The sequence below is a fragment of the Actinomadura rugatobispora genome (assembly GCF_042656285.1).
Lineage (GTDB): Bacteria > Actinomycetota > Actinomycetes > Streptosporangiales > Streptosporangiaceae > Spirillospora > Spirillospora rugatobispora.
In genome coordinates this window covers 1-25,980 of sequence record NZ_JBHSON010000132.1, presented here as the reverse complement: position 1 = coordinate 25,980, position 25,980 = coordinate 1, and the positions used below count along the sequence as shown (strand labels likewise).

Genomic DNA, 25,980 nt, shown 5'->3' with positions numbered 1-25,980 from the left:
CCGTCCCGGAGGACGGGCCCCGCGGCCGCGTGCGATCAGGGGTTGGGGCAGGTGAGGTGGGGGGCCACCTCGTCGGCGGCGTCCTTGCCGTAGGTCTGGGCGAACCGGTCGAGGAAGGCCCGGGTGCCCAGGTCGTACTCCTGCGGGCCCGCGGCCTCCAGGGCGTGGGCGGCGATGACGTTGCCGACCTGGGCGGAGCGCTCGAGGGGCAGGCCCCAGGCGACCGCCGTCAGGAAGCCCGCGCGGAAGGCGTCGCCGACGCCGGTCGGGTCGGCGACCGTGGTCACCGGGGTGGCCGGGACGTGCAGGCCCGCCTCGCCCTTGCGGTCGATGGCGACGCCCTTGGCGCCCAGGGTGGTGACGCGGACGGCGACCCGGTCGAGGATCTCCTCCTCCGACCAGCCGGTCTTCTCCTCGCAGAGGGCCTTCTCGTACTCGTTGGTGAACAGGTACGCGGCGCCGTCGATCAGCCGGCGGACCTCCGGGCCGTCCATGCGGGCCAGCTGCTGGGACGGGTCGGCGGCGAACGGGAGGCCGCGGGTGCGGCACTCGTCGGTGTGCCGGACCATCGCCTCGGGGTCGTTCGGGCTGATCACGACGAGGTCGAGGCCTCCGACGCGGTCGGCCACCGGGCCCAGCTCGATCTGCCGGGCGTCGCTCATCGCGCCGGCGTAGAAGGTGGCGATCTGGTTCTGGTCCAGGTCGGTGGTGCACAGGAACCGCGCGGTGTGGTGCAGTTCGGAGACGTGCACCGAGGCGGTGTCGACGCGGTGCCGCTCCAGCCAGGAGCGGTAGTCGGCGAAGTCGTCGCCGACCGAGCCGACCAGGATGGAGTCCTTGCCCAGGCTGCCCATGCCGAAGCAGATGTTGGCGGCGATCCCGCCCCGGCGGATCGTCAGCTCGTCCGCCAGGAAGGACAGCGAGACCCGATCGAGCTGATCGGGGATGAGCTGGTCGGCGAACCTGCCGGGGAAGGTCATCAGATGGTCGGTCGCGATGGAGCCTGTCACGGCGATGCGCACGGCGTCGCTCTCCTCGTCGGTGTCGTCCGGCTCTGTATCCGGCTGTCTGCAACCCGGAAAGCCTACTTGCCGCGCACCGCCGGCCACAGCTCGGCGCGTCCACAGGGCCGGGCGGGCGACACGAAAAGAGCGGTCCGGACAGCAGGGTCCGGACCGCGTCTCCACGCGTCCCCCGGGGCCGCCGGGGCGTGCGCCCCGGCCTGATTCGCCTCGGTCCGATCAGCCTCGGTCGAAGGGCCTCAGTTGAAGGAGTCGCCGCAGGCGCAGGAGCCCTGCGCGTTCGGGTTGTCGATCGTGAAACCCTGCTTCTCGATCGAGTCCACGAAGTCGATCACGGCGCCGGTCAGGTAGGGGGCGCTCATCCGGTCCACCCGGACGCTCAGGCCGCCGAAGTCCTGGATCACGTCGCCGTCGTTCTCACGCTCGTCGAAGTACAGCTCGTAGCGCAGACCCGAGCAGCCGCCGGGCTGCACCTGGACGCGCAGCGCGAGGTCGTCGCGGCCCTCCTGCTCCAGCAGGCCCTTGGCCTTCGACGCGGCGGCGTCGGTCAGGACGACGCCCTGCTGCGTGGTCTCCTGCGTGGTCGTCTCGGCTGCCATCTGTTCAGCTCCCGGGTCTCGCGGCGTAAATCTGGCATGTCATCGAGGACGCCGTGCGCCTCTTCCGTACACCAACGTACCTCGCCCCGTCGTCATTCCGGCCATCGCCCGGAGTTTCGCGCACCCGCCGGGATCCCCAAAAGGACCCCTTCCGGACATGTCTGGACGACCCCTGCCGGGAGGGGGCGCCCGATGGGTATGCCATGATTAGTCGTCAAAGCGACGATAAGTCCCGTCGCAGGAGGGAGACTCCCGTGACCACCCCTGTGCGTGACCTTCCACTGCTGTTCCTGGGCGAGGGGGCCGATCCGGCCAGCGAGCGAGGCGTGGACTGCCCCGGCGACCTGCCCCCGGCCTCGGATCCGGCCCTGGTGGAACGAGCCAGAGCGGCCAAGGCCGCGCTGGGCGACCAGGTGTTCGTGCTGGGCCACCACTACCAGCGCGACGAAGTGATCCGGTTCGCGGACGTGACCGGCGACTCCTTCAAGCTGGCCCAGCAGGCTGCGGCCCGCCCCGAGGCGCCCTACGTCGTGTTCTGCGGCGTGCACTTCATGGCCGAGTCGGCCGACATCCTCACCGCCGCCCACCAGCAGGTGGTGCTGCCCGACCTGGCCGCCGGCTGCTCGATGGCCGACATGGCCACCTTCGACCAGGTGGAGGAGTGCTGGGAGGCGCTCGAGGACGCCGGGATCGCCGGCGACGTCGTCCCGGTCACCTACATGAACTCCTCGGCCGACATCAAGGCGTTCGTCGGCCGCCACGGCGGCACGGTGTGCACCTCGTCCAACGCCAAGCGCGCGCTGGACTGGGCCTACAGCAAGGGAGAGAAGGTGCTGTTCCTGCCCGACCAGCACCTGGGCCGCAACACGGCCGTGCTGGAGATGGGCCTCTCCCTGGACGACTGCGTCGTCTACAACCCGCACCGCCCCAACGGAGGGCTCACCCAGAAGGAACTGCGCGACGCCAAGATGATCCTGTGGCGCGGGCACTGCTCGGTCCACGGCCGCTTCACCAAGGAGTCGGTGGACGAGGTCCGCGCCCGCGTGCCCGGGGTGAACGTCCTGGTGCACCCCGAGTGCAAGCACGAGGTCGTCCTCGGCGCCGACCTCATCGGGTCGACCGAGTACATCATCAAGACCATCGAGGCGGCCCCGTCCGGCTCGGCGTGGGCGATCGGCACCGAGCTGAACCTGGTGCGGCGGCTGGCGAACGAGCACCCGGACAAGAACGTGATGTTCCTGGACAAGGCCGTGTGCTTCTGCTCGACCATGAACCGCATCGACCTGCCCCACCTGGTCCGGTCCCTGGAGTCGCTGGCGGCGGGCGAGGTCGTCAACCGCATCGAGGTGGACGCGGAGACCGCGCGCCACGCCCGCGCCGCCCTCGACCAGATGCTGGCCCTCCCCTAGCCCGCCGCAGCCCGGCCCCGGCGGGCTAGAACCCCGAGTGCTCCACCCAGTGGACGAGCAGGACCTCGTCCCCGGAGAACTCCAGCCGGGGGTCTCCGAGCTTGCGGCGGCCCCACAGGAACAGGTAGAGGTCCGCGGCATCGCCGCTGACGGCGGCGCCGGTCTCCGTGCCGGCGCCGCCGCCGGTGCCCGCGGCGCCCGCGTCCTCGCTCGTCCAGTCGAAACCGTCCGGCCGGAGCCGGACGACCCACCGCGCCCCCGCGTCGGGCGCGACGAAGGCCAGCGCGGTGCCCTCCCCGCGCAGCTCGCCGACCTTGGGCGCGAAGGCGGCGGCGCTGGGCAGGTTCGTCAGCAGCTCCGCGACGCCGTCCTCGGCGACCGCGGCGTCGATCACCGGATCGCGGCCCAGGGCCAGCTCGGCGTCACAGCGGTGCACCAGCGTCTCGTGCACCATCCGCCGCGACCAGAACCGCACATGGTGGTCCGGGCCCCAGCCCCACACCGGTTCGGCCGGATCGTGCTCGCGCAGCGTCTTGACCAGCAGCTCCCCGCCCTCGACCAGCCACGACGGCAGCTCCTCGGGGGCCTCCGGCACGGCTACGCCGAGCCCGCGGGGGCTACGCCGCTCCTGCGCCCCGGTCCGCACCAGCGCCTCCGCCCACCGGTGGATCACGCCCACGTGCCGGGCCAGATCGCCCAGCGACCAGTCCGGAGTGGTGGGCACGGGCGTCTCCCAGCGGGCCCCCTCCAGCGCCGCCGCGAACGCGGCGATCTCCGCCTCGGCGGCGTCGACGTGACGGTCGTGGGTCCAGGACGCTGCGGGCATGACACTCCTCCGGGGTGATCGGCGCGTTCCCCGAGAGTGCCACACTCAGTCGGGAGGCGCCGGGGCGGCTCCCGCCCACTCGCGGTCATCGACGGTCTCGAACTCCAGCCGGTCGTCCCCGGCCGTCACCCGCACGTGCTGGCCGCCGCGCAGCGAACCGTCCAGCAGCAGGCGGGACAGCCTGTTGTCGACCTCCCGCTGGATGGTGCGGCTCAGCGGGCGCGCGCCGAACTCGGGCTGGAAGCCCCGCTCGGCCAGCCAGTCCACCGCCGCGGTCGCGAACTCCACCGTCACCCCCTGGGCCCGCAGCCGGCGGCGGGTCTCCTCCAGCAGCAGATCGGTGATCCGCCGGAGCTGGTCGGCGTCCAGCTGCCGGAACACGATGATCTCGTCGATCCGGTTGATGAACTCCGGCCGCAGCCGCTCCCGCAGCACCCGCAGCACCCGGTCCCGCACCGACGCCTCGGCCGCGCCCTCGCCCATCTCGCCGAAGCCGATCCGGCCGCCGCTCCCCACGATCAGCTCCGACCCCAGGTTGCTGGTCATGATGATGAGCGTGTTCTTGAAGTCGACGGTGCGGCCCTGCGCGTCGGTCAGCCGGCCGTCGTCCAGCAGCTGCAGCAGCACGTTGAACACGTCCTGGTGCGCCTTCTCGATCTCGTCCAGCAGCAGCACCGCGTACGGCGTGCGCCGCACCGCGTCGGTGAGCTGGCCGGCCTCCTCGTACCCGACGTACCCGGGCGGCGCCCCCACCAGGCGGCTCACGGTGTGCCGCTCCTGGAACTCGCTCATGTCGAAGCGGATCATCCGGTCGGCGGAGCCGAACAGCGCCTCCGCCAGCGCCCGCGCCAGCTCGGTCTTGCCGACCCCGGTCGGGCCCAGGAACAGGAAGCTGCCGATCGGGCGGTCGGGCGGCGCCATCCCCGAACGGGACCGGCGCACCGCCTCGGCCACCGCCGAGACCGCCTCGTCCTGCCCCACCACCCGCTGGTGCAGGTGCTCCTCCAGGCGCAGCAGCCGCTCCCGCTCCTCCTCGGTGAGCTGCGACACCGGGACCCCGGTCGTCCGCGACACCACCTCGGCGATGTCGACGTGCGTCACCTCCGGCACCGCCTTGTGATCGCCGGTGCGGGCCGCCCCGACCCGCCGCTCCAGGTCGGCGATGTCGTCGCGGAGGGACGAGGCGCGCTCGTAGTCCTCCGCCATCACCGCGTGCTCCTTCTCCCGCCGGCGCTCCTCCAGCCGCTGCTCCAGCCGCCGCACCTCCCCCGCCGGGGTGCGCACCCGCAGCCGGACCCGGGCGCCCGCCTGGTCGACCAGGTCGATCGCCTTGTCCGGCAGGAACCGGTCGGTGATGTACCGGTCGCTCAGCTCGGCCGCCGCCACCAGCGCCTCGTCGGTGAACCGCACCTGGTGGTGCGCCTCGTAGCGGTCGCGCAGGCCGCGCAGGATCTCGATGGTGTCGTCCACGGCCGGCTCCGGCACCAGGATCGGCTGGAACCGGCGCTCCAGCGCGGCGTCCTTCTCCACGTTCTTGCGGTACTCGTCGATCGTGGTGGCGCCGATGATGTGCAGCTCGCCGCGGGCCAGCGCGGGCTTGAGCATGTTGCCCGCGGTCATGCCGCCCTCGCCGCCGCCGGCGCTCACCATCGTGTGCAGCTCGTCGATGAAGATCACCAGCTGCTCGGAGTGGTCCCGGATCTCGTCGACGATCTTCTTCAGCCGCTCCTCGAAGTCGCCCCGGTACCGGGTCCCGGCGATCACCCCGACCAGGTCCAGCTGCACCACCCGCTTGCCCAGCAGCGTCTCCGGCACGTCGGCGTCCACCACCCGCTGCGCGATGCCCTCCACGATCGCGGTCTTCCCGACGCCCGGATCGCCGATCAGCACCGGGTTGTTCTTGGTGCGCCGGGACAGCACCTCGACCGTCTGCTCGATCTGCTCGTCCCGGCCCACCACCGGGTCCATCCGGCCCTCGGCGGCCAGCTCGGTCAGGTCGCGGCCGAACTCGTCCAGCGTCGGGGTGCCGGTCGGCGGCCGCCCGCCGCCGCCCCGCGTCCCGCCGCCGACCGCCTCGCGCAGCGCCTCCGGCGTGAGCCGCTCCCGCGCCATGATCTGCCCGGCCGGCGAGTCGGGGTTCAGCGGCAGCGCGAACAGCAGATGCTCCGGGCCGATGTACGTCGAGCCCAGCGCCCGCGAGATCTGGTGGGCGTCCAGCAGCGCCCGCTTGGCCGCCGGGGTCAGCTCCGGCGGGGCCTCCTTCGCCTCACCGCGCGACACCTCGGCCTCCACGTCCCGCAGGATCGTGGCGGCGTCCACGCCGGCCCGCTCCAGCAGCCGCCGCGTGCTGTCCTGCCGCGCCAGGGCCCAGAGGAAGTGGTCGGTGTCCAGATCGCGGCTGCCCCACTCGGCCGCCTTCACCGCGGCCTCCCGGACCGCCTCCCGGGCCTCCTCGTTCATCAGCCGTCCGATGTCGATCCGGTGCACCGGCCGCCGGGGCACTCCAGGACCGAAGAAGCGGGCCAGGTAATCCTCGAAAGGATCGGACCCGTAGTCTTCCGGACCGTACACGCCGTCGGTCATGACGCTCCCCCTTCTCGTCCGGACCTCAGGGCTCGTACTCCAGGCCGTCTGCCCGACGAGACCACCCCGAAACGGGTCACAACCCCGGGGCGCCCCACACCGGGAACCAGCGGCCCAGATCCTCCTCGAACGGCAGATCCGCCCCGACCGCGCCCCGCACCTGCAGCTCGAGCGCGTTGTCCCGCCGCTCCACGCCCCCGGGCAGCGGTGCGAACGGGTAGAACGTCCCGCGCTTGTAGAGGTAGACCAGCGCCAGCCCGCGCCCGTCCGGCCCCCGGAAACCGGCCAGCGAGCACAGCAGATGCGGCCCGAACCCGGCCGACTCCAGGGACGCGTTCACCGCGTGCAGATCCGTGACCAGCGCGGGGAGCTCGTCCGGGGAATGCCGGGCCAGCAGCCAGGTGTAGCCGTAGGAGTCGTTGCTCAGCTCGACCCGGGGCCCCTCGTCGGCGTCCAGGAGCTCCTGGACGTCGCGCTGCAGCCGGGCGAACGCGCCGCCCTCCGCCGCCCGGAAGCACACCGAGCCCAGGCCCGTCGGCGTGAACGCCGTCGCCGCCTCCAGCGTCACCGCCGCCGTCGGCAGCGCGAACAGCCGGTCGAGATCGGGCTTGACGGGCTTGGAACGCCCCAGCAGCGCGTCCAGGAACCCCATCACGCCCCCTTGCTCAGCTGGGCGGAGATCGACTGCAGCTGCGTCAGCCTGCGCTCCAGCGACGGGTGCGTGGAGAACAGCGCGGACACGCTGAACCCCTTGGTGAACGCGGGCGCGAAGAAGAACGCGTTGAACGGCTCGGCCGCCCGCAGATCCCGGCTGGGGATCCGCGCCATCTCCCCCGAGATCTTGGTCAGCGCCCCGGCCAGCGCCGACGGCCGCCCCGTCAGCAGCGCCGCCGCCCGGTCCGCCGACAGCTCCCGGTACCGCGACAGCGCCCGCGTCAGCAGGAAGCTCACCGCGTACGCCAGCGCGCTGACGGCGACCACCGCCAGCAGCACCAGCCCCGTGTTCTGGTCCCCGTTCCGCTGCCGGAAGCCGCCCCACAGCCCCCACTCCAGGCCGAACCGGGTGATCAGGCCGGCGCACACGCCCAGGAACGAGGCGATCGTCATCACCGCCACATCGCGATGCGCCACGTGCGCCATCTCGTGCGCCAGCACGCCCTCCAGCTCCACCGGGTCCAGCCGGCGCAGCAGGCCCGTGGTGACGCAGACCACCGCCCGCCGCTGGTTCCGCCCGGTGGCGAACGCGTTCGGCACGTCGGTGTCCGCGATCGCCACCCGCGGCTTCGGCGCGTCCGACATCGCGCAGATCCGGTCGACCACCCCGTGCAGCTCGGGCGCCTCCTCCGGCGAGACCACCCGGCCGCGCATCGCGAACAGCGCCATCCGGTCGGAGAAGAAGTACTGCGCCAGCAGGAACGCCACCGCGGCCACCAGCGCCACCAGACCCCAGCGGGGGGCGATCACGAAGAAGGCCGTCACGAAGACGACATAGACCAGCCCGAGCAGGAACATCGTCACGAGCATCCGCGACGTCAGCCCCCGATCGGGGGCGTACCGAGTCCGAGCCACCGAGTCCCCCTCTCATCGTGGGGGACGACCCCCCACGCCCCCGGAACGCCCGTTCCTCCGCTCCGCCGGCGCTCCGCTGGGGGCCGGTCAGGGGGAAGCTCCGCGTACGTTCATTGGGGGTTGGTTATGGGGGGTTCTCTTACTTTAATCCGGGATGAGGCCCTCGTCGCCCAGCATCTTGCGGACCTCGTCCATGGCGGCGTCGGCCGGGGGGAGGATCAGCTCGGACGGCTCCAGGCTGTCCTCGGGCAGGGTCCTGCCGACCTTGCGCACGTTGTCGAGCAGGCCGTGGAGCGCGGTGCGGAAGGTCGCCTCGTCGCCCGACTCGATCGCGGCCTCGAGCTCGTCGTCCAGGGTGTTCAGCGCGGACAGGTCGTCGGGCGCGATCTCCAGCTGCCCCTCCCCCATGATCCGGACGATCATTGTCCACCGCCGGGCTGCTGCGGCCACTGGGACTGCTGCTGCTGCGGGGCGTCGACGCCCTGCTCCCGCGCGGCCGGGGTGCCCTGGTTCAGCTCCTTGGGAGCGGGGCCCTGGCCCAGCTCGGCCTTCAACCGCTCCAGTTCGAGGTCGACGCCGGGGCCGGAGCCCATCCGGTCGAGCTCGGCCTGGATGTCGTCCTTGGGACCGGAGAAGTCCTCCAGCGCGCCCGAGGCCAGCAGGTCGTCGATGGCGCCGGCGCGCGCCTTCATGTTCTCGGTCTTCTCCTCGGCGCGCTGGATCGCCAGGCCCACATCGCCCATCTCCTCGGAGATGCCGGTGAACGCCTCGTTGATCTTCGTCTGCGCCTCGGCGGCCGTGTAGGTGGCCTTGATGGTCTCCTTGCGCGTGCGGAAGGAGTCGACCTTGGCCTGCAGCCGCTGCGAGGCCAGCGTCAGCTTCTCCTCCTCGCCCTGCAACTGCTGGTACTGGGCGCGCAGGTCGCCGAGCTGGGAGTCCAGTCCGGAGCGGCGGGTCAGCGCCTCCCGGGCGAGGTCCTCCCGGCCCACCTGCAACGCCTTCTTGCCCTGGTCGGTCAGCTTGTTCTGCTGCTGCTCCAGCTGGTTGATCTGCAGCTCGAGACGCTTGCGCGAGGTGGCGACGTCGGCGACACCCCGACGGACCTTCTGCAGCATCTCCAGCTGGCGCTGGTAGGAATAGTCCAGGGTCTCGCGGGGATCCTCCATACGGTCCAGGGCCTTGTTCGCCTTGGACTTGAAGATCATCGACATTCGCTTCATCACGCTCATCGCGCGGCGCCGGTCCCTTCGTGTGCTCTGCTCAGTCACAAACTGGGCTCAATGACCACTGCTGGGGTTCTTATCACCCTACGCGTTAACGCGCGAGGCAGCCACGATGTTCGCAGCCGGTAGTCTGATCCTCGTGTTCCGACGTCGTACCCAGGAAGCCCCCGAGAATCCTCCTCAGGTAGCAAAGCCGGGAGGAAAGGGGCGCCCCACGCCCAAACGCAGCGAGGCCGAAAAGCGCCGCCGGCAGCCGATCACCGCCCCGGCCAACCGCAAGGACGCCTACAAGAAGGTGCGCGAGCGGCAGGCCGCCGAGCGCACCAAGGCCCGCGAGGGCATGGCCAGGGGCGAGGAGAAGTACCTCCTCAAGCGCGACAAGGGCCCCGTGCGCAAGATGGCCCGCGACTACGTCGACGCGCGCCGCACCGTCGGCTCCTACCTGATGTACGCGATGTTCGGCATCGTGGCCCTCAGCCTGCTGCCCATCGCCGCGGCCAAGCTGGCGGTGCTGTTCGCGCCGCCGCTGCTGCTGGCCGTGGTGTTCATCGAGGGCCTGCTGATCAGCCGCGGCGTCAAGAGGCTGGCCGCCGAGCGCCACCCCGGCGAGGACCAGAAGGGCGCCGGGCTGTACGCGGCGATGCGCGCCATGCAGATCCGCCGGCTGCGGGTCCCCTCCCCCCAGGTCAAGATCGGCGAGAAGGAGGCCGTGGGCAAGGGCTGACCCGACCGGGTCCGGCAGGGCCAGGCTGGGCCGATCTTTTCGGGGCTAGGGTCGGTCCCATGGAGTTCAGGAATCTCGGCCGCAGCGGTCTCAAGGTCAGCGAAATCTCGTACGGAAACTGGCTCACCCACGGCTCCCAGGTCGAGGAGGACGCCGCGCGCGAGTGCGTGAAGGCGGCCCTCGACGAGGGGATCACCACGTTCGACACCGCCGACGTCTACGCCGGCACGCGCGCCGAGGACGTCCTCGGCCGGGCGCTGGAGGGGCAGCGCCGCGAGGGCCTGGAGATCTTCACCAAGGTCTACTGGCCGACCGGGCCCGGCGCCAACGACCGGGGCCTGTCGCGCAAGCACGTCTTCGAGTCGATCCACGGGTCGCTGCGCCGGCTGCGCACCGACTACGTGGACCTGTACCAGGCGCACCGGTTCGACTACGAGACGCCGCTGGAGGAGACCCTCAAGGCGTTCGACGACCTGGTGCGGCAGGGCAAGGTGCTGTACGTCGGCGTCTCGGAGTGGCGGGCCGAGGAGATCGAGCGCGCGCTGAAGATCGCCGACGAGATGGGGTTCGACCGGATCATCTCCAACCAGCCGCAGTACTCGATGCTGTGGCGGGTCATCGAGCCGGAGATCGTCCCGCTGAGCGAGCGGGAGGGCGTCGGGCAGATCGTCTGGTCGCCGATCGCGCAGGGCGTCCTGACCGGCAAGTACCTGCCGGGGCAGCCGCTGCCGGAGGGGTCGCGCGCCACCGACGACAAGGGCGGCGCCGACACGATCAAGCGCTACCTGGGCGACGACCTGCTGGCCCGCGTGCAGGAGCTCAAGCCGGTCGCCGCCGACCTCGGGCTGAGCATGGCCCAGCTGGCGGTGGCCTGGGTGCTGCAGAACCCGAACGTGTCGTCGGCGATCGTGGGCGCCTCGCGTCCCGACCAGGTGCGCGACAACGTCAAGGCGGCGGGGGTCGAGCTCGACGAGGGCGTGCTGAAGCGCATCGACGACATCCTCGGCCCGGTGGTCATCCGCGACCCGGGCAAGACCGCCAGCCCGTCCCGGCGCCCCTGAACGGGCCCGGTTCCTCCTGAACGTCCGTGCCACGGACCCGCCCGCCCCGCTCCCCGCCCCGTCGGCGGTCCCGTTCACTCGGGTTCGTGCAGGCTCATCGGGCCGTAGACGGGCGACTCGCCGTCCAGGAGGGTGACCTGGTCGGCCCCCTCCTCGCGGAGCCCGCGCCAGTTCTCCCCCAGCCAGGACTCGGCGTCGGCCTGCGTGGTGAAGGTCTCCTCCGCCACGCCGGCCGGCCGCCCGTCGGCCTTCTCCAAACGCCAGCTCCACGCCATACCGTCATGTCCTCCCTGTTCCCCGCCGACACGATCGCGGCGAGACTAGCGCCTCGGTCCGGGCATTCTCAGCCGCCGTTCTCGATCGCACGGCGGATCTCCTCCGCGCTGCCCAGCGCGCTGGTGGGGAGCGCGCGGCCGTCCACCCGGACGGTGGGGGTCCCGCCGACCCCCTCGGAGGTGTATCGGCCGCTGGTGGCCAGCACGGACGAGGCGTACCGCTGCTCGTTCACGCACTCGCGGAAGGCGGCGTCGCCGACGCCCAGCGGCGCCGCGTACGACACCAGGTCGGCGAGCTCGTAGCCCCTGGTGTACTGGCTGCCGGGCTGGTGGGCGTACAGCGCGTCCTGGTAGGCGAGCCAGCGGGCGCCGTCGCCCAGGCAGCGCATCGCGGACGCGGCGCGCAGCGAGTTGCCGTGCATCGGCTCCATGCCCTTGCTGAAGATGACCATGGGCCGGTAGATCACCTTGGCCTTGCCGTCCACCGCCAGCCGCTTGAGCATCGGGTCGACCATGCGGTCGAAGGTGCCGCAGTGCGGGCAGGCGAAGTCGGCGTAGATCTCCACGACGGGGCTTGTGACGCCGGGCCGGACCATGGTGAGGCTGCCGTCCTCGCCGGGCCTGGCCTCGGCGCCACCGGCGATCTGCCCGACCAGCAGCCGCTGCCGCGGCGGATCGTCCCCGCCCTCGGCCTCGCCGTCGCGGGTGAGCAGGACGGCCCCGACGACCGCGACCACGGCGACGGCCAGGCCCGCGGCCAGCAGCGCGATGACCAGCCCGGCGCCGCCCTTGCGCGGCGGCGGGCCCGGCGGAGGCCCGGGGGGCATGCCCCAGGCACCGCCCGGCGGACCGGGCGGGCCGGGTGGACCGGGTTGGCCTGGCGGGCCAGGCTGGCCGGGCATCTGCGGCCACGGCGCGTTCGGGGGGTTGCCCACCGTGCCTCCCTGCTGTGTGGACCTGCTGTGTGGACGTCGGCTGCACCATTGTTCCTGGCGATGCCTATTGTTTCGAACGCCATGGATATCGGATCACGGGACGCGCGCGTCGAGGTGCGGGGGTTCGCGGGCGCGCAGGGGTGGCCCGCCGAGGGATGCCGGTGCGCCTCGTGCGGCCGGTTGCGCGCCGCAGGGGTCATGCACGAGCCGCTGCGCGCCCTCATCGGAGGGATGCCGCTGGAGGAGTGCGCGCGGGACGAACTCCCCGGCGGTTTCGAGGTGCGCGGGCCGGGCGGTGAGCGGGTGCTCGTGGCCGCGGGACCGGGCGCGTGCCCCGAGCCGCCCGCCGGGGCGCGGTACGACGCCGTCCTGCTCGACCTCATCGGCTCTCCCGGGCATCTGGGCTGGTTGCGCCGGACGGGGGCCGTCACGGCCCATACCGAGGTGAGGGCGGTCCACGTGGACCACCGGGTGCGTTCAGAGGAGGAGTTGGAACGGCGCCTGGGCCACTGGCTCCGCCCCCTGGACGGCCCGCACCGCACACTGCTGCTGGGCGGCTCGCGTTCCGGCAAGTCGGCCGAGGCCGAACTGCGCCTGCTCGCGCACCCGAACGTCACGTACCTGGCGACGAGCGCCCCGCGCGACGGCGACGCCGAATGGTCCGCGCGCGTGGAGGCGCACCGGCGGCGCCGCCCGTCCTGGTGGCGGACGGTCGAGACGGTCGCGCTGGCCGAAGCCCTGGAGGCGGCGGCCGACCCAGCCGAGGCGATCCTCGTGGACGGTCTCGGCACCTGGCTCACCGCGGTCGTCGACGAGGCCGGCGCGTGGGACGACCCCGCCGCCGTCGCCCCGCGCCTGGACGGCCTCGTCGCCGCGTGGCGCGGCACGGCGGCGCGGGTGGTGGCGGTGAGCGACGAGGTCGGCCTGTCGCTGGTCCCCGCGACGGCGTCCGGCCGGGCGTTCCGCGACCTGCTCGGGCGGCTCAACCAGCGGCTGGCGGCCGAGTCGGAGGAGGCCGCCCTGGTGGTGGCCGGGCGCGTCGTGGAGCTGCCGTGAACGGGCTGCGGCTGGCCGTCACGCTGCTGACGATCGTCCCGCTGCGGGCGGACCGGGCCGACCGGGACACGGCGCGGCGCGCGATGCTGCTGGCCCCGCTGACCGGGCTCGTCGTCGGCGGCGGCGCGGCGGCCGTGCTGCTGCTGGGCGACCTGGCGGGGCTGGCCGCCCTGCCGCGGGCCGCGCTGGCGGTGGCGGCGGCGGCCGTCCTCACCCGGGCGCTGCATCTGGACGGCCTGGCCGACCTGGCCGACGGGCTGGGCAGCGGGCGGCCCCCCGAGGACGCCCTGGCGATCATGAAGCGGTCCGACATCGGGCCGTTCGGCGTCGTCACCCTGCTGCTCACGCTCCTGGTCCAGGCCGGCTGCCTGGCCACCGCACCGGACGCGGCGACCGGTGTCGTGATCGCCGCGGTGACCGGCCGGCTGGCGCTGCCGTGGGCGTGCCGGACCGGCGTCCCCTCGGCGCGTCCGGGCGGCCTGGGCGCGCTGGTGGCGGGCACGGTCGCGACCCGCGCCGCCGTCGCCGTGACGGGCGCCGTCCTGCTGGCCGCCGCGCTGGCCGGCGCGCCGGCCGGTGGTGCGGAGGGCGCGCTGTACGCCGCCCTGGCGGTGGTGGCGGGCCTCGGCGCGGCGCTGCTGATGCTCCGCCATGCCGTCCGCCGCCTGGGCGGGGTCACCGGCGACGTGTTCGGAGCGCTGGTCGAGCTGGCCGCGACCGCCGCGCTGGTCGTCCTCGCCGCCGCCTAGCCGCCCGACCCGGCCGCGGTGGCGGCGGTGTCGGCGGCGGTGTCGGCGAGGGCGCGGCGGGCGTAGGCGCGGACGTCGGCGTCGGAGTCCTCGCAGGCCCGGCCGAGCGCCACGGCGACCTCGGGCGTCCCGGCCCGTCCCGCCAGGGCGATCACCGCGGCCTTGCGGACGTCGAGGTGCGGATCGTCCAGCGCCTTGATCAGCGGCCCGGCGGCGGCGTCCCCGGCGGCCGCCGCCAGGCCCCGCGCGGCGCCGGTGCGCACCTGCCAGGCCGGGTCGGCGAGGGCGGCCACGGCGACGCCGTCCAGCGGGGGCGGGCAGCCGACGCCCGCGAGCGCCTCCAGCGCCGCCGCCCGGACCAGCGGGTCGGCGTCCTCGACGAGCCCGCCCAGCGGACCGGCCGAGTCCGGGTCCCCGATCGTGCCCAGGCCGTGCGCGGCGGCGACCCGCACCTCGCGGGAGGCGTCGGCGGCGGCGCGCGCCACCTCGGCCGCCGCGTCGTGCGCGACCAGGCCGCGCACCGCCTGCAGCCGCACCCGGTGGTCGCCGTCGTCCAGCGCGGCGGCGTACAGCGCGGACGCGCCGAGCCGCAGGGCGCGCAGGACGTCCAGCACGGCCGCCCGGACCTGGGCGTCCGGGCTGTCCAGAGCCGGCAGCAGCTCCTCCCGGAGCTCCGGGGTGGCGGGCAGGACCTCGACCAGCTCGCGCAGCGCGGTGGCGGCCGCGTGCCGCACCGAGCCGTGCCCGTCGGCCAGCGCGCCCGCCAGGGCACCGCCGACCCCGGCCGGGACGACCTCGGTCAGCGTCGCCACCGCCGCCCGCCGCACCTTGGGGTCGGAATCGTCCAGGTACGGCCGGATCGCGGCCAGGTCGGGGCCCGTCTCCGCCAGTTCCAGCAGCTCCAGGATGCGCGGCGGGCGGCCGACCGGACGGGGCCGCGGCCGTCCGCCTTGGCCCGTGGACGCGACGGCGGTAGCGACGGCGGCGGCGGGCTCGGGCGCCGTGGCCAGCACGACCGGCTCCGGGACCGGCTCGGGCACGGTGAACTCCGGCACCGGCACCAGGTAGGGCGCCACCGGCCGCTTCACGAACTCCATCGCGCCGTCGTCGCGGCGGCGCAGGTTGAGGTGGAAGAACCACTCGGCGTCGTCGCGTTCGGGCAGGTCGGCCCGGTCGTGGTAGAGGCCCCAGCGGCTCTCGGTCCGGGCCAGCGACGCCCGCGCGGCCATCTCCGCGCAGTCCCGGATGAAGGTGACCTCCGCGCAGCGCATCAGCTCGTGCGGCGTCCGCGCGCCCATCCCGGCGATCTCCCCCGCCATCCGGGTGAACGTCTCGACCGCGATGCCGAGCTTGGCCGCCGTCTTCGGCGGCGCGACGTAGTCGTTCACGAACCGGCGCAGCTTGTACTCCACCTGCGGCTGCGGCGGCCCGCCCGGGTGGCGCAGCGGACGGTAGATCAGCTCGTGCGCGGCGCGGATCTGGTCCTCGGGCAGCGCCCCCGCGCCCCCCGCGTCGCCCGCGTTCCCCGCGCCGCGGCCGGGCCCGAGGTTCGCGGACGCGTGCGCGCCCGCCAGGTCGCCGAACACGAACGCGCCGATCATGTAGTTGTGCGGGACGCAGGCCAGGTCGCCCGCCGCGTACAGGCCGGGGACGGTGGTGCGGGCGTTCTCGTCCACCCACACGCCCGACGCCGAGTGGCCGCCGCACAGCCCGACCTCGGAGATGTGCATCTCCACGTCGTGGGTGCGGTAGTCGTGGCCGCGCCCGGAGTGGAAGGTGCCGCGGGTGGGCCGCTCGGTGGTGTGCAGGATCCCCTCGAGGGCGGTGAGGGTCTCGTCGGGCAGGTGGCTGAGCTTGAGGTAGATGGGGCCGCGCGCGGAGTCGATCTCCCGCTTCACCTCGGCCATCATCTGCCCGGACCAGTAGTCGCAGTCCACGAACCGCTCGCCGCCCGCGTTCACCTGGTAGCCCCCGAACGGATTGGCGACGTAGGCGCACGCGGGGCCGTTGTAGTCCTTGATCAGCGGGTTGATCTGGAAGCACTCGATGCCGCTCAGCTCGGCGCCCGCGTGGTAGGCCATCGCGTAGCCGTCGCCGGCGTTGGTGGGGTTCTCGTAGGTGCCGTACAGGTAGCCGCTCGCGGGCAGGCCCAGCCGCCCGCACGCCCCGGTCGCCAGGATCACCGCGCCCGCCGACACCGTCACGAACTCGCCGCTGCGGGTGTCGAACCCGACCGCGCCCACCGCCCGGCCCCCGGAGGTGAGGACGCGCACGGGCATCACGCGGTTCTCGATCCGCACCTTCTCCCGGATCGACCGCCGCCGCAGCACCCGGTACAGGACCTTCTTGACGTCCTTGCCCTCCGGCATCGGCAGCACGTACGACCCCGACCGGTGGACGCGCCGCACCGCGTACTCGCCGTGCTCGTCCTTCTCGAACTTCACCCCGTACCGCTCCAGCCGCTTGACCATGGCGAAGCCGCGGGTGGCGGTCTGGTGGACGGTCACCTGGTTGACGATGCCGTCGTTGGCGCGGGTGATCTCGGCGACGTAGTCCTCGGGCGTGGCCTTGCCGGGGATGACCGCGTTGTTGACGCCGTCCATGCCCATGGCCAGCGCGCCGGAGTGCCGCACGTGCGCCTTCTCCAGCAGCAGCACCGACGCGCCGTGCTCGGCGGCGGTGATCGCGGCCATGGTCCCGGCGGTGCCGCCGCCGACGACCAGCACGTCGCACTCCAGCTCCCGCCGTTCGGTCACGGAGGGGATGTCCATCACACGGTCTCCTTCGCTTCACCGCGGGCGCCGAGCGCCACGAGGATGCGGTCGCGCAGTTCCTCCACCTCGACGCCGTCGCCGGAGCCGGCCCCGACCCCGGCGCCCGCCTCCCGCGGGGCGCGCGGGTTCGGCACGGTGACCTCGGCGGCGATCCCGGCGGGGCCGAGCACGACCACCCGGTCGCCGAGGAGGAGCGCCTCGTCCACGTCGTGGGTGACGAAGACGACGGTGGCGGGGGCGTCGGAGAGCACCTCCACGAGCAGGCGCTGCATTCCGGCGCGGGTCTGGGCGTCCAGGGCGCCGAACGGCTCGTCCATGAGGACGGCCCTGGGCGCCCCCGCGAGCGTGCGGGCGAGCTGGACGCGCTGCCGCATGCCTCCCGACAGCTCGCGCGGCAGGCGGTCCCCCGCGTCGTCCAGACCGACCCTGCCGAGCCACTGCGCCGCCTGGTCGCGGCGGCGCCCGCGTGGGACGCCCCTCATCGCCAGGGGGAGTTCCACGTTGCGGCGCGCGTTCCGCCAGGGCAGCAGCGCGTCGTCCTGGAAGACCAGCGCCCGGTCTCGGGACGGGCCGGTGATGGGCTCGCCGTCCGCCAGCACCCGGCCCGCCCGCACGGGCAGCAGCCCGGCGAACGCGCGCAGCAGCGTCGACTTGCCGCATCCGGACGGGCCCACGACCACCAGCACCTCTCCGGCGCGCACCTCCAGGTCGAGCCCGGTGACCACGGCGGCCGGGCCGCCGTAGCCGAGCGTCACGTCCTCCGCGCGCAGCGACAGCCCGGTCACCGGCGCCTCCTCTCGGTCGAGCGGAACGGGCGGCGCCGCCGGGCCCCGGGCAGCCAGTGGGTGGCGCGGCGCCCGGCCACCTCGACCGCGCCCGAGGTCAGCCACCCCAGCAGCCCGATGGTGATCATCCCGACCAGCACCCCGGGGTAGTCGACGATCGTGTACGCCTGCCAGGTGCGGTAGCCGACGCCGAAGTCCCCGGAGATCATCTCGGCGGAGATCACGCAGATCCAGGAGACGCCCATGCCGACCGACAGCCCGCCGAACACGCCGGGCAGCACCCCGGGCAGCACCACCTGGGTGATGACGCGGACCCGGCCGCCGCCCAGCGTCCGCACCGCCTCCTCCCACACGGTCGGCAGGGCGCGGACCGCGTGCCGGGTGCTGACCAGGATCGGGAAGAACGCCGCGACGAAGGTGATGAAGACGATGCCCTGCTCGTTCTGCGGGAACAGCAGGATCGCCACCGGCACCAGCGCGATCGCCGGGATCGGGCGGACCACCTCGATCAGCGGTTGCAGCAGATCCCCGGCCCAACGGGAACGGGCGATCGCGATGCCCAGCGCCACGCCGAACACCGCCGCCAGCCCGAACCCGGACAGGATCCGCACCAGGCTCTGGGCGATGTCGGCGTAGAACTGGCCGTTCTGCGCCTGGCGGCCGAACTCCCGGGCCACTTCCAGCGGCCCCGGGAAGCGGTCGAAGCGCACCCACAGCCGCACGTCGCCCGCGGTCAGCAGGTGCCAGGCCGTCAGCGCGCCCGCCAGGGACGCCGCCCGCACCGCCCAGCTCGGCACCCGCCGGCCCCCGGCGCCCCCAACGACGGGCCCGCCCGTCCTGGGCTCCTCCAGCGTGACCGTCATGAGCGCCGCACCGCGTCCGCATAAGGGACGACCTTGGCCCCGGAGTGGGCGGCGATGTACTTGTCGGCGCCCTCCTGGGTGGCGAAGGGCTTGAACCGCTGCTCGGCCTTGGCGGAGGGGTCCTCGACCCAGATCTCCTTGTCGGCGAACCACCGGGTGCCGGTCACGGCGTCGGGCGCGTACACGGCCCGGACGGTCTTGCCCTCCGCCTGGACGGCCCGCACGTTGCGCAGCAGGCACACCGGGTCGGCCACCGGACGGGTCGCCGCCTCGCCCGACACCCACACCTCCCCCGCGGTCGCGGCGTCGTCCACCTGCCGCCTGCAGACCCGGTCCTCGCCCTTGATGGCCGCCGGATTGGCGGTGGACGCGGCGTCGCGGTCGTATCCGGCGCCGTAGGCCTCGCGCAGGTAGCTCTCGTTCACGAACGTGGACAGGTCCAGCGGCTGCTGGAGCACCCCGATCGACTTCAGGAACGGGACGTCCTGCGCGTGCGCGTCGCGCAGCGGCTTCTTGATCGTCGTGTCGAACGTCGCGACGCCGCCCGCGCCGTTGTAGAGGTAGACCGTCTCGGCGGGCAGCCCGGTCGTCGAGGCGACCGACTCGGCCGCCTTCATCGGCTCCTTGTGCAGGTAGGCCGTCGCCTCGATCTGCGCCTTCAGGAACTCCCGCAGCACGGCCGGGCTCTGCTTGGCGTAGGTCTTGCGGACCACGGTGCCGTGGAAGGTCGGCACGTTCAGGTCGCCGCCGTCGTACAGGAGCCGCGCCTGGCCCCGGTTCACCAGCAGGCCGGGCCAGGCGACGAACTGCGCCAGGCCCGCGACGCCGCCGGACTGGAGCGCCGAGGTCCCGACCGTGGGCTGCTGGTTCTCGACCTTGACGTCCTTGGCCGGGTCGAGGCCGTACCTCTGCAGGGCCTGGACGAGCGTGCCGTGCCCGGCGGAGCCGACGCTCGCCGAGACCGACTCGCCCTTGAGGTCGCGCAGCGTGCGGGCCTTCGAGCCGTTGGCGACGACCACGCCGTTCAGCGAGCCGCGCAGGTTGTAGCCGGTCGTGGCGACCATCTCGGTGAGGGCGTCGCCGCCCTGCGCCTGCGCCCGGGAGCCGTTGATCAGCAGCGGGTAGTCGCCCATCGAACCGATGTCGATCTTCCCGGCCAGCATCTGGGCGGTGATCGGCGCGCCCGTGTCGTAGTCCTGCCAGACGACCGTGTACGTGCGGTCCTCCGCCTTGCCCAGCGCGGCCAGGCGCTTCTCGAACAGGCCGAGGGTGCGCAGCAGCGTGCCCGCGGTGACGGTGTTGATGGTCTTGGACTGGTAGCCGATCACGACGCGGACCGCGTCGCCGCCGCCGCCCGCGGCGTTGCCCGCCACGGTGCACCCGGCCAGCACGGGGAGCACGGCGGCGGCGGCCGCCCACCGGAGTCGCGCCGGTCCTCTCATCGGGTTCGGCCCTCTCATCGGATCAGGTACGGCATGTTGACGGTGACGGCGCCGGTCGGGCAGCGGTCCGCGCAGGGGCCGCAGTACCAGCACTCGTCGACGTGCATGTACGCCTTGCCGGTCTCGGGGTGGACGGCCAGCGCGTCCAGAGGGCAGACGTCGATGCACAGGGTGCAGCCGTCGATGCAGAGGGCCTCGTCCACCGTCACGGGGACGTCGGCCCGGTACTCGACCAGGGACATGGGGCTAGCTCCAGACGCGGGGGCGGCGCAGGGTGCCGCTCATCGTGATGCGGTCGCCGCGGAACCGGATGAACTCCAGGTCGACCGGGCGGCCGTCGGACAGGTGGGTGAGGCGCTCGACCATGAGCAGCGCGGCGCCGCGCGGGGCCTCAAGGGTGGCGGCCGAGTGCGGGTCGGCGTTGACCGCCTCGACCGTGAGCTCGCCCAGGCCCAGCGGACGGCCGGAGATCCGTTCGAGCAGGACGAAGATGTCGTTGTGCGCGAGGTCCTCGGCCAGCAGCGGCTCGCCGAGGTCGCGGACGACGTAGGTGAGGTCCAGGGAGAGCGGCAGCCCGTTGAGGCGGCGCAGCCGCTCGATGTAGACCACCGGCTCGCCGGGCGGGGTGCCGAGCCGGTCGGAGATCTCGCGGGGCGGCGCGATCAGCCCGGTGGTGCGGACCTCGTTGGTGACCTCGCCGTGCTCGCGCAGCGTCTCGGCCAGGCCGAGGAGCCGCTCCAGGCCGTGCGGGTACTTCTCGGAGACGGCGACGGTGCCGACGCCGGGACAGCGCTCGATCAGGCCCTCGGCGCGCAGCAGGTCGAGGGCCTCGCGGACGGTGTTGCGGGAGGTGGCGAACTCGCGGGTGAGGTCGGCCTCGGAGGGGAGGGGCCCGGTGCGGAACTCCCCGTACAGCACCTGGCGGCGCAGCACGTCGGCCACCTGGCGGGCGCGGTCGGCGCGCAGCCGCCGGGCGTCGCCCAGCGTGAGCGCGGCGGCGGCCGCGCCTTGCGCGGTCACGGCGTCTTTCCTGGTCACACCGTTAACCTACTAAAACGGTCTGAATTACGGAATAGGCCCGGAATAACGCCACCCCGGGACAGGGCGAAGGCGCGCCCGGCCTGGCCGGACGCGCCCCAAGATCTTGATTCCGCCACCCCCGCGCCGCCGGCCCGGGCGGCGCGGTCCGGGCCGCTCGCTACTCGCGCAGCGCGTTGAGCAGCGCGGCGCCGCGCTCGGCGTCGTCCACGCTGACCGCGAACCGAGCGTCCCCGGGGCCGTGCTGGACGACCAGGCACTCGCCCTTGCGCAGCATCACCGTGGTCCCCTTCCCGCTGAGGCGGTAGCCCCACCCGCCGACCTCGACCGGACGGCGCTCCTCCACCCAGGCGCTGGAGACGGTCTCCAGCGGGATCCGCCGGACCGGTCGGCCGATCGGACCGAAGGCGACGGCGAGGCCGCGGCCGTCCACGGTCACCCGCGCCGAGGAGAGCGTGAGCCCGGCCAGCCCGGCGACGGCCAGCGCGAGCAGCGGCCCGGCCAGCGGCATGCCCGGCGTGAGCGGCTCGGGGAGGACCAGGGCCAGCAGCGCGCCCAGCACGCCCGCCACCGCGAGCGCCCCGCCGAGCAGGAACACCCAGCGGCTGCGCACGTACCCGACCCAGACCGGGCGCTGCCCGCGGCCCAACCGCGTCCGCAACCGCGGCTCCTCGCCGGGCGGCGGCGCGTCCGGCCGATCGGGGCCGGTGGCGCCCAGCATCCAGCCGACCAGCGCGATCACCACGGCGCCCAGGAGGACCAGCGCGACCGGCCCGCCGCCCAGCTCCCCGGCCTCGCGGTACGAAGGGCGGTCGAGGTTGGCGCGCACGGTCGTGGCGATCATGCCCGCGGTCAGCCCGGCACCGGCCCCCAGCGTCGCGCCGGTGAAGCCGCGCACCTTCCGGCGCCCCCAGCCGGAGAGTCCGACCGCCACCGCCGACGCGCAGAAGACCAGCCAGGTCACCGCGCACATCAGCGTCCAGGCGGTGAACGACGAGTGCCCGTCGGGGACGCCGGAACCGTCCCAGTGGGTGGCGAGCGGATCGGGCAGCCGGTCCCGCAGCGCCAGCGGCGCGACCGGGATCAGGGCCGAACCCGCCAGGGCGGCGATTCCGGCGGTCATGTACAAGGACCGTCGCGCGGCCATGCTCACACTCCTTCGATCATGGTGGCCAGCTCGGCGCGGGTGACTCCCATCCGCTCGGCCGCGGTGACCAACTCCCGTACGCGCTCCATCAGCTCCCCTTGCTCCGGGCGGGCCGCGACGCGGATGCCGCGCCCGCGGCGGAAGTCCAGCAGGCCCTCCTCGCGCAGCTCGCGCAGGGCGCGCAGCACGGTGTTGGCGTTGACGCCCAGCGCCGCCGCCAGCTCGCGGGCGGGCGGCACGCGCTCGCCCGGGGCGCACTCCCCGGCGGCGATCGCGCGCCGGACGGCCGCCGCCACCTGCTCGTGCAGCGGGCGCGCGTCGTCGTCGGCCAGGATCAGCAACATGATGCTAATGATATTAGCATCATTAGTTCCATGCAAGATGGTCCGGACCCCGCCCGTCCCGAGGTCACAGGAGGTCGCCCGGGGGTAAGGCTTGATCCAAAAGGGCGAAACCGGTCACCGGGAGGACTAACATCGTGCTACGTGACGAGCATCAGCCTGGACAGCGCAGCACCCGCCTCCCTCGACGTCGACGCGATCGTGATCGGCGTCACCCCGGCCGGCTCCGGTGACGGCTCACAGAACGGCTCGGACAGCGGCTCCGGCCCCCGCCCGGCGGGCGCCGCCGACCTGGACGAGGCCCTCAACGGCGGCCTGGCCGCCGCGCTCAAGGCGCTGGGCGCCACCGGCAAGGCCGGCGAGGTCACCAAGCTGCCCACGCTCGGCGCCGTCCCCGCCGGCGTGATCGTCGCCGTCGGCCTGGGCGGGGCGCCCTCCGCCGAGGACCTGCGCCGCGCCGCCGGCGCCGCCCTGCGCGCGCTGGCCGGCACCCGCCGGGTCGCCGTCGCGCTGCCCGCCTCCTCCGCCGAGGAGGTCGAGGCCGTCGCGCTCGGCGCGCTGCTCGGCAACTACAGCTTCGGCACCTACCGCACCGGAGAGCGCACCGAGCCGGTCGCCGAGATCACCGTCCTCGGCGACTCCGGCGACGCCTCCGTCGAGCGCGCCCGCACCCTGGCCGAGTCGGTCACCCTCGTCCGCGACCTGGTCAACACCCCGCCCTCCGACCTCACCCCCGAGGACCTGTCCGGCACCGCCGAGCGGATCGCCGGCGAGACCGGCCTGGCCGTCGAGGTCCTCGACGAGAAGGCCCTGGTCGAGGGCGGCTACGGCGGCCTCGCCGGGGTCGGGCAGGGCTCGGTCAACCCGCCCCGCCTGGTCCGCCTCGCCTACACCCACCCCGAGGCGTCCAAGACCCTCGCCCTGGTCGGCAAGGGCATCACCTTCGACTCCGGCGGCCTGTCCCTCAAGCCCGCCGACGCCATGGACTGGATGAAGTCCGACATGGGCGGCGCCGCGGCCGTGCTCGGCGCGCTGGCCGCCATCGCCCGGCTGGCTCCCAAGGTCAACGTGGTCGGCTACCTCGCCATCGCCGAGAACATGCCCAGCGGCACCGCCCAGCGCCCCTCCGACGTGCTGCGGGTGTACGGCGGCACGACCGTCGAGGTCCTCAACACCGACGCCGAGGGCCGCCTCGTCCTGGCCGACGCCCTGGTCCGCTCCGGCGAGGACTCCCCCGACCTGATCGTGGACGTGGCCACCCTCACCGGCGCCCAGCTGGTGGCGCTCGGCACCCGTACCACCGGAGTGATGGCCAACGACGACGAGGTCCGTGAGAAGGTGGTGGCGGCGGCCGACCGCGCCGGGGAGGCCTCCTGGGGGATGCCGCTGCCGGCCGAGCTGCGCAAGGGGCTCGACTCGGCGGTGGCCGACATCGCCAACATCAGCGGCGAGCGCTGGGGCGGCATGCTGGTCGCGGGCGTCTTCCTCAAGGAGTTCGTCCCGGACGGCGTCCGCTGGGCCCACCTGGACATCGCCGGTCCCGCGTTCAACAAGGGCGAGCCGTACGGCTACACCCCCAAGGGCGGCACCGGCGCCGCGACCCGCACCCTGGTGCAGATCGCCGAGGACCTGGCGGCCGGGATCCTCTGACCCGCGCCGGGTGCCGGCCGGGAGAAGTGAATAGGTTCCTCGGAACCGCGCGCAGGGCGACCCGCGACCGGCCACGGCCCGGCCGGCGGCGGTCGCGCCGGGCCCGCGGTTCGGGCACGGCAGCGACAGCGCGAGACGGGAAAAGGGAGCGTCCAGTGGCCAACAGCGGCCCCTTCGACATCGTCGTCCTGGGTGGTGGCAGCGGCGGTTACGCGTGCGCGCTGCGGGCGGCCGAGCTCGGCATGACCGTGGCGCTGATCGAGCGCGACAAGCTCGGCGGCACCTGCCTCAACCGCGGGTGCATCCCCACCAAGGCCCTCCTGCACGCGGCCGAGGTGGCCGACCAGACCCGCGAGGCCGCCGCGTTCGGCGTCAGGGCCGCCTTCGAGGGCATCGACATCGAGGGCGTCAACGCCTACAAGGACAAGGTGGTCTCCACCACCGTCAAGGGCCTCACCGGGCTGATCAAGTCCAAGGGCATCACGCTCGTCGAGGGCGAGGGGCGGCTGGCCGGGCCCACCTCGGTCACCGTCACCGAGCCCGGCGGCGGCACCGCCACGATCGAGGGCGGCCACATCGTGCTGGCCACCGGCTCCCGGCCCAACACCCTGCCCGGCCTGGAGATCGACGGCGAGCGGATCATCTCCAGCGACGACGCGCTGGAGCTGGGGCACGTGCCCGGCTCGGTCGTCATCCTCGGCGGCGGCGTGATCGGCGTGGAGTTCGCCAGCGTCTGGCGCTCGTTCGGCGCCGAGGTCACCATCGTCGAGGCCCTCCCCCACCTGCTTCCGCTGGAGGAGGAGTCCAGCTCCAAGCGGCTGGAGCGGGCGTTCCGCCGCCGCGGCATCAAGTACGAGGTCGGCACCCGCTTCCAGGAGGCCAAGCCCACCCAGGGCGGCGTCGCGGTCACCCTGGAGAACGGCACCACCATCGACGCCGAGCTGCTGCTGGTCGCCGTCGGCCGCGGCCCGGTCTCCGACGGCATCGGCCTGGCCGAGGCCGGGGTGGAGACCGAGCGCGGCTTCGTCAAGGTCGACGAGTACTGCCGGACCAGCGTCCCCACGATCTACGCGGTCGGCGACCTGATCCCGACCCTCCAGCTGGCGCACGCCGGCTTCGCCGAGGGCATCCTGGTCGCCGAGCGGCTGTGCGGGCTGGGCCCGGTGCCGATCGACTACGCCGGGGTGCCGCGGATCACCTACTCCGACCCCGAGGTCGCCTCGGTGGGACTCACCTCCGCGGTGGCCCGCGAGCGCGGCCACGAGGTCCGGGAGATCACCTACGACCTGGCCGGGAACCCCAGGAGCAAGATCCTGGGCACCCAGGGCGAGGTCAAGGTGATCGCGGCCGTGGACGGTCCCGTCCTCGGCGTCCACATGGTCGGCGCGCGCGTCGGCGAGCTCATCGCGGAGGGCCAGCTCATCTACAACTGGGAGGCGCTGCCCGCGGAGGTCGCCCAGCTCATCCACCCCCACCCGACCCAGTCCGAAGCCGTCGGCGAGGCCCTCCTGGCGCTCGCCGGCAAGCCCTTGCACGTGCACGGCTGAACGCCCGCACAGTATTTGAGAGATCTCGAAGGAGTCGCTGAGAGCCATGCCGGTCTCCGTCACTATGCCCCAGCTCGGCGAGAGCGTCACCGAGGGCACCGTCACCCGCTGGCTGAAGAAGGAGGGTGAGCACGTCGAGACCGACGAGCCGCTTCTCGAAGTGTCCACCGACAAGGTCGACACCGAGATCCCCTCCCCCGCCTCGGGCACCCTGACCAGCATCAAGGTCGCCGAGGACGAGACCGTCGAGGTCGGCGCCGAGCTGGCGATCATCGGTGAGGGCGGCGAGGCCGCCGCCCCCGCCGCCGAACCCGAGCAGCCCGCGCAGCAGGAGGAGCCGCAGCAGGCCCCGGCCGAGCCCG

General features: G+C 73.5%; 26 protein-coding genes. 8 read left to right on the top strand and 18 right to left on the bottom strand.

All coding sequences use genetic code 11. The features are described from left to right. Positions 1 to 35: 35 nt before the first annotated feature. Together ACFPZN_RS51030 and ACFPZN_RS51025 are read right to left on the bottom strand one after the other, a co-directional pair. A complete protein-coding gene (locus tag ACFPZN_RS51030; protein ID WP_378291631.1) occupies positions 36 to 1,022 on the bottom strand; it encodes a carbohydrate kinase family protein in 987 nt (328 codons plus the stop codon). A gap of 239 nt (positions 1,023 to 1,261) precedes the next feature. Then, on the bottom strand, positions 1,262 to 1,621 hold the full coding sequence (locus tag ACFPZN_RS51025) for a HesB/IscA family protein (protein WP_378291629.1): 360 nt from the start codon (positions 1,619 to 1,621) through the stop codon (positions 1,262 to 1,264). Between the two features lie 254 nt (positions 1,622 to 1,875). Between ACFPZN_RS51025 and nadA the strand changes: the two genes are divergently transcribed. Continuing rightward, positions 1,876 to 3,030: a quinolinate synthase NadA gene (gene nadA / locus ACFPZN_RS51020; protein WP_378291627.1), complete on the top strand. Its 1,155-nt coding sequence runs from the start codon at positions 1,876 to 1,878 to the stop codon at positions 3,028 to 3,030. 25 nt (positions 3,031 to 3,055) lie between these two features. On the opposite strand, the gene ACFPZN_RS51015 is transcribed toward nadA, so the two are convergent. From ACFPZN_RS51015 to ACFPZN_RS50990, 6 genes are all read right to left on the bottom strand, one after another. Beyond that, the gene (locus ACFPZN_RS51015; protein ID WP_378291624.1) at positions 3,056 to 3,856 is read right to left on the bottom strand and encodes a maleylpyruvate isomerase family mycothiol-dependent enzyme; all 801 of its coding nucleotides are present in this window, start codon (positions 3,854 to 3,856) and stop codon (positions 3,056 to 3,058) included. Positions 3,857 to 3,901: 45 nt separating this feature from the next. Next, positions 3,902 to 6,439 carry an ATP-dependent Clp protease ATP-binding subunit gene (locus ACFPZN_RS51010; protein WP_378291622.1) on the bottom strand — a complete coding sequence of 846 codons (2,538 nt, stop codon included), beginning with the start codon at positions 6,437 to 6,439 and terminating at the stop codon, positions 3,902 to 3,904. Between the two features lie 76 nt (positions 6,440 to 6,515). After that, positions 6,516 to 7,091, bottom strand: coding sequence for a PspA-associated protein PspAB (gene pspAB, locus ACFPZN_RS51005; RefSeq protein WP_378291620.1), 576 nt, complete (start codon positions 7,089 to 7,091; stop codon positions 6,516 to 6,518). Beyond that, positions 7,091 to 8,008, bottom strand: coding sequence for a zinc metalloprotease HtpX (gene htpX, locus ACFPZN_RS51000; RefSeq protein ID WP_378291618.1), 918 nt, complete (start codon positions 8,006 to 8,008; stop codon positions 7,091 to 7,093). Before htpX ends, pspAB begins: the two co-directional genes overlap by 1 nt. 144 nt (positions 8,009 to 8,152) lie before the next feature. After that, entirely contained in the window at positions 8,153 to 8,431 is a 279-nt protein-coding gene (gene pspAA, locus ACFPZN_RS50995; protein ID WP_378291616.1) for a PspA-associated protein PspAA, read from the bottom strand. Then, the gene (locus ACFPZN_RS50990) at positions 8,428 to 9,237 is read right to left on the bottom strand and encodes a PspA/IM30 family protein (RefSeq protein WP_378291614.1); all 810 of its coding nucleotides are present in this window, start codon (positions 9,235 to 9,237) and stop codon (positions 8,428 to 8,430) included. The genes pspAA and ACFPZN_RS50990 overlap by 4 nt, the downstream gene beginning before the upstream one ends. A 133-nt stretch (positions 9,238 to 9,370) precedes the next feature. On the opposite strand from ACFPZN_RS50990, the gene ACFPZN_RS50985 reads away from it, so the two are divergent. Further along, positions 9,371 to 9,955 carry a DUF3043 domain-containing protein gene (locus ACFPZN_RS50985; protein ID WP_378291612.1) on the top strand — a complete coding sequence of 195 codons (585 nt, stop codon included), beginning with the start codon at positions 9,371 to 9,373 and terminating at the stop codon, positions 9,953 to 9,955. A gap of 59 nt (positions 9,956 to 10,014) precedes the next feature. Next, positions 10,015 to 11,016 (top strand): aldo/keto reductase family protein, encoded by a 1,002-nt coding sequence (locus ACFPZN_RS50980; RefSeq protein WP_378291610.1) that lies wholly within the window; start codon positions 10,015 to 10,017, stop codon positions 11,014 to 11,016. Positions 11,017 to 11,090: 74 nt separating this feature from the next. Here ACFPZN_RS50980 and ACFPZN_RS50975 read toward each other — a convergent pair whose 3' ends face one another. Continuing rightward, a complete protein-coding gene (locus ACFPZN_RS50975) occupies positions 11,091 to 11,291 on the bottom strand; it encodes a hypothetical protein (RefSeq protein ID WP_378291608.1) in 201 nt (66 codons plus the stop codon). A 68-nt stretch (positions 11,292 to 11,359) separates the two neighbouring features. Continuing rightward, entirely contained in the window at positions 11,360 to 12,118 is a 759-nt protein-coding gene (locus ACFPZN_RS50970) for a DsbA family protein (RefSeq protein WP_378291606.1), read from the bottom strand. A 189-nt stretch (positions 12,119 to 12,307) separates the two neighbouring features. Here ACFPZN_RS50970 and ACFPZN_RS50965 point away from each other — a divergent pair, with 189 nt between their 5' ends. Beyond that, a complete protein-coding gene (locus ACFPZN_RS50965) occupies positions 12,308 to 13,282 on the top strand; it encodes a bifunctional adenosylcobinamide kinase/adenosylcobinamide-phosphate guanylyltransferase (RefSeq protein ID WP_378291604.1) in 975 nt (324 codons plus the stop codon). A gap of 5 nt (positions 13,283 to 13,287) precedes the next feature. Then, entirely contained in the window at positions 13,288 to 14,031 is a 744-nt protein-coding gene (locus tag ACFPZN_RS50960) for an adenosylcobinamide-GDP ribazoletransferase (protein WP_378291633.1), read from the top strand. Here ACFPZN_RS50960 and ACFPZN_RS50955 read toward each other — a convergent pair. The 8 genes from ACFPZN_RS50955 to ACFPZN_RS50920 form a co-directional block, all read right to left on the bottom strand. Continuing rightward, complete coding sequence (locus ACFPZN_RS50955) at positions 14,028 to 16,802, bottom strand: fumarate reductase/succinate dehydrogenase flavoprotein subunit (RefSeq protein WP_378291602.1); 2,775 nt, start codon at positions 16,800 to 16,802, stop codon at positions 14,028 to 14,030. The two genes, ACFPZN_RS50960 and ACFPZN_RS50955, sit on opposite strands and share 4 nt — an antisense overlap. Further along, complete coding sequence (locus tag ACFPZN_RS50950) at positions 16,802 to 17,590, bottom strand: ABC transporter ATP-binding protein (protein WP_378291600.1); 789 nt, start codon at positions 17,588 to 17,590, stop codon at positions 16,802 to 16,804. Before ACFPZN_RS50950 ends, ACFPZN_RS50955 begins: the two co-directional genes overlap by 1 nt. After that, on the bottom strand, positions 17,587 to 18,453 hold the full coding sequence (locus ACFPZN_RS50945) for an ABC transporter permease (RefSeq protein WP_378291597.1): 867 nt from the start codon (positions 18,451 to 18,453) through the stop codon (positions 17,587 to 17,589). Before ACFPZN_RS50945 ends, ACFPZN_RS50950 begins: the two co-directional genes overlap by 4 nt. Beyond that, positions 18,450 to 19,895: an ABC transporter substrate-binding protein gene (locus ACFPZN_RS50940; RefSeq protein WP_378291595.1), complete on the bottom strand. Its 1,446-nt coding sequence runs from the start codon at positions 19,893 to 19,895 to the stop codon at positions 18,450 to 18,452. Before ACFPZN_RS50940 ends, ACFPZN_RS50945 begins: the two co-directional genes overlap by 4 nt. A 14-nt stretch (positions 19,896 to 19,909) precedes the next feature. After that, entirely contained in the window at positions 19,910 to 20,137 is a 228-nt protein-coding gene (locus ACFPZN_RS50935; RefSeq protein WP_378291593.1) for a 4Fe-4S dicluster domain-containing protein, read from the bottom strand. Between the two features lie 4 nt (positions 20,138 to 20,141). Then, a complete protein-coding gene (locus ACFPZN_RS50930; RefSeq protein ID WP_378291591.1) occupies positions 20,142 to 20,933 on the bottom strand; it encodes a GntR family transcriptional regulator in 792 nt (263 codons plus the stop codon). Positions 20,934 to 21,093: 160 nt separating this feature from the next. Next, on the bottom strand, positions 21,094 to 22,080 hold the full coding sequence (locus tag ACFPZN_RS50925; protein WP_378291589.1) for a DUF1648 domain-containing protein: 987 nt from the start codon (positions 22,078 to 22,080) through the stop codon (positions 21,094 to 21,096). Positions 22,081 to 22,082: 2 nt separating this feature from the next. Further along, a complete protein-coding gene (locus ACFPZN_RS50920) occupies positions 22,083 to 22,424 on the bottom strand; it encodes a GntR family transcriptional regulator (RefSeq protein WP_378291587.1) in 342 nt (113 codons plus the stop codon). A 141-nt stretch (positions 22,425 to 22,565) separates the two neighbouring features. Here ACFPZN_RS50920 and ACFPZN_RS50915 point away from each other — a divergent pair, with 141 nt between their 5' ends. The 3 genes from ACFPZN_RS50915 to ACFPZN_RS50905 all read left to right on the top strand — a co-directional run. Further along, positions 22,566 to 24,071: a leucyl aminopeptidase gene (locus tag ACFPZN_RS50915; protein ID WP_378291585.1), complete on the top strand. Its 1,506-nt coding sequence runs from the start codon at positions 22,566 to 22,568 to the stop codon at positions 24,069 to 24,071. 155 nt (positions 24,072 to 24,226) lie between these two features. Beyond that, positions 24,227 to 25,618, top strand: coding sequence for a dihydrolipoyl dehydrogenase (lpdA, locus tag ACFPZN_RS50910; RefSeq protein WP_378291583.1), 1,392 nt, complete (start codon positions 24,227 to 24,229; stop codon positions 25,616 to 25,618). Positions 25,619 to 25,664: 46 nt separating this feature from the next. Beyond that, positions 25,665 to 25,980: biotin/lipoyl-containing protein (locus ACFPZN_RS50905; RefSeq protein WP_378291581.1), on the top strand; the 316-nt coding region annotated here is incomplete at its 3' end.

Excerpts from the sequence above, each read along its gene's own strand:
- ACFPZN_RS51015 (WP_378291624.1), bottom strand. The coding sequence starts at position 3,856 with ATGCCCGCAGCGTCCTGGACCCACGACCGTCACGTCGACGCCGCCGAG.
- ACFPZN_RS50920 (WP_378291587.1), bottom strand. The coding sequence starts at position 22,424 with ATGTTGCTGATCCTGGCCGACGACGACGCGCGCCCGCTGCACGAGCAG.
- ACFPZN_RS50955 (WP_378291602.1), bottom strand. The coding sequence starts at position 16,802 with ATGGACATCCCCTCCGTGACCGAACGGCGGGAGCTGGAGTGCGACGTG.
- ACFPZN_RS50945 (WP_378291597.1), bottom strand. The coding sequence starts at position 18,453 with ATGACGGTCACGCTGGAGGAGCCCAGGACGGGCGGGCCCGTCGTTGGG.
- ACFPZN_RS50940 (WP_378291595.1), bottom strand. The coding sequence starts at position 19,895 with ATGAGAGGACCGGCGCGACTCCGGTGGGCGGCCGCCGCCGCCGTGCTC.
- ACFPZN_RS50975 (WP_378291608.1), bottom strand. The coding sequence starts at position 11,291 with ATGGCGTGGAGCTGGCGTTTGGAGAAGGCCGACGGGCGGCCGGCCGGC.
- ACFPZN_RS50935 (WP_378291593.1), bottom strand. The coding sequence starts at position 20,137 with ATGTCCCTGGTCGAGTACCGGGCCGACGTCCCCGTGACGGTGGACGAG.
- ACFPZN_RS51025 (WP_378291629.1), bottom strand. The coding sequence starts at position 1,621 with ATGGCAGCCGAGACGACCACGCAGGAGACCACGCAGCAGGGCGTCGTC.
- ACFPZN_RS50970 (WP_378291606.1), bottom strand. The coding sequence starts at position 12,118 with ATGCCCCCCGGGCCTCCGCCGGGCCCGCCGCCGCGCAAGGGCGGCGCC.
- ACFPZN_RS50990 (WP_378291614.1), bottom strand. The coding sequence starts at position 9,237 with ATGAGCGTGATGAAGCGAATGTCGATGATCTTCAAGTCCAAGGCGAAC.
- ACFPZN_RS51010 (WP_378291622.1), bottom strand. The coding sequence starts at position 6,439 with ATGACCGACGGCGTGTACGGTCCGGAAGACTACGGGTCCGATCCTTTC.
- pspAB (WP_378291620.1), bottom strand. The coding sequence starts at position 7,091 with ATGGGGTTCCTGGACGCGCTGCTGGGGCGTTCCAAGCCCGTCAAGCCC.
- ACFPZN_RS50965 (WP_378291604.1), top strand. The coding sequence starts at position 12,308 with ATGGATATCGGATCACGGGACGCGCGCGTCGAGGTGCGGGGGTTCGCG.
- pspAA (WP_378291616.1), bottom strand. The coding sequence starts at position 8,431 with ATGATCGTCCGGATCATGGGGGAGGGGCAGCTGGAGATCGCGCCCGAC.
- ACFPZN_RS50925 (WP_378291589.1), bottom strand. The coding sequence starts at position 22,080 with ATGGCCGCGCGACGGTCCTTGTACATGACCGCCGGAATCGCCGCCCTG.
- ACFPZN_RS50980 (WP_378291610.1), top strand. The coding sequence starts at position 10,015 with ATGGAGTTCAGGAATCTCGGCCGCAGCGGTCTCAAGGTCAGCGAAATC.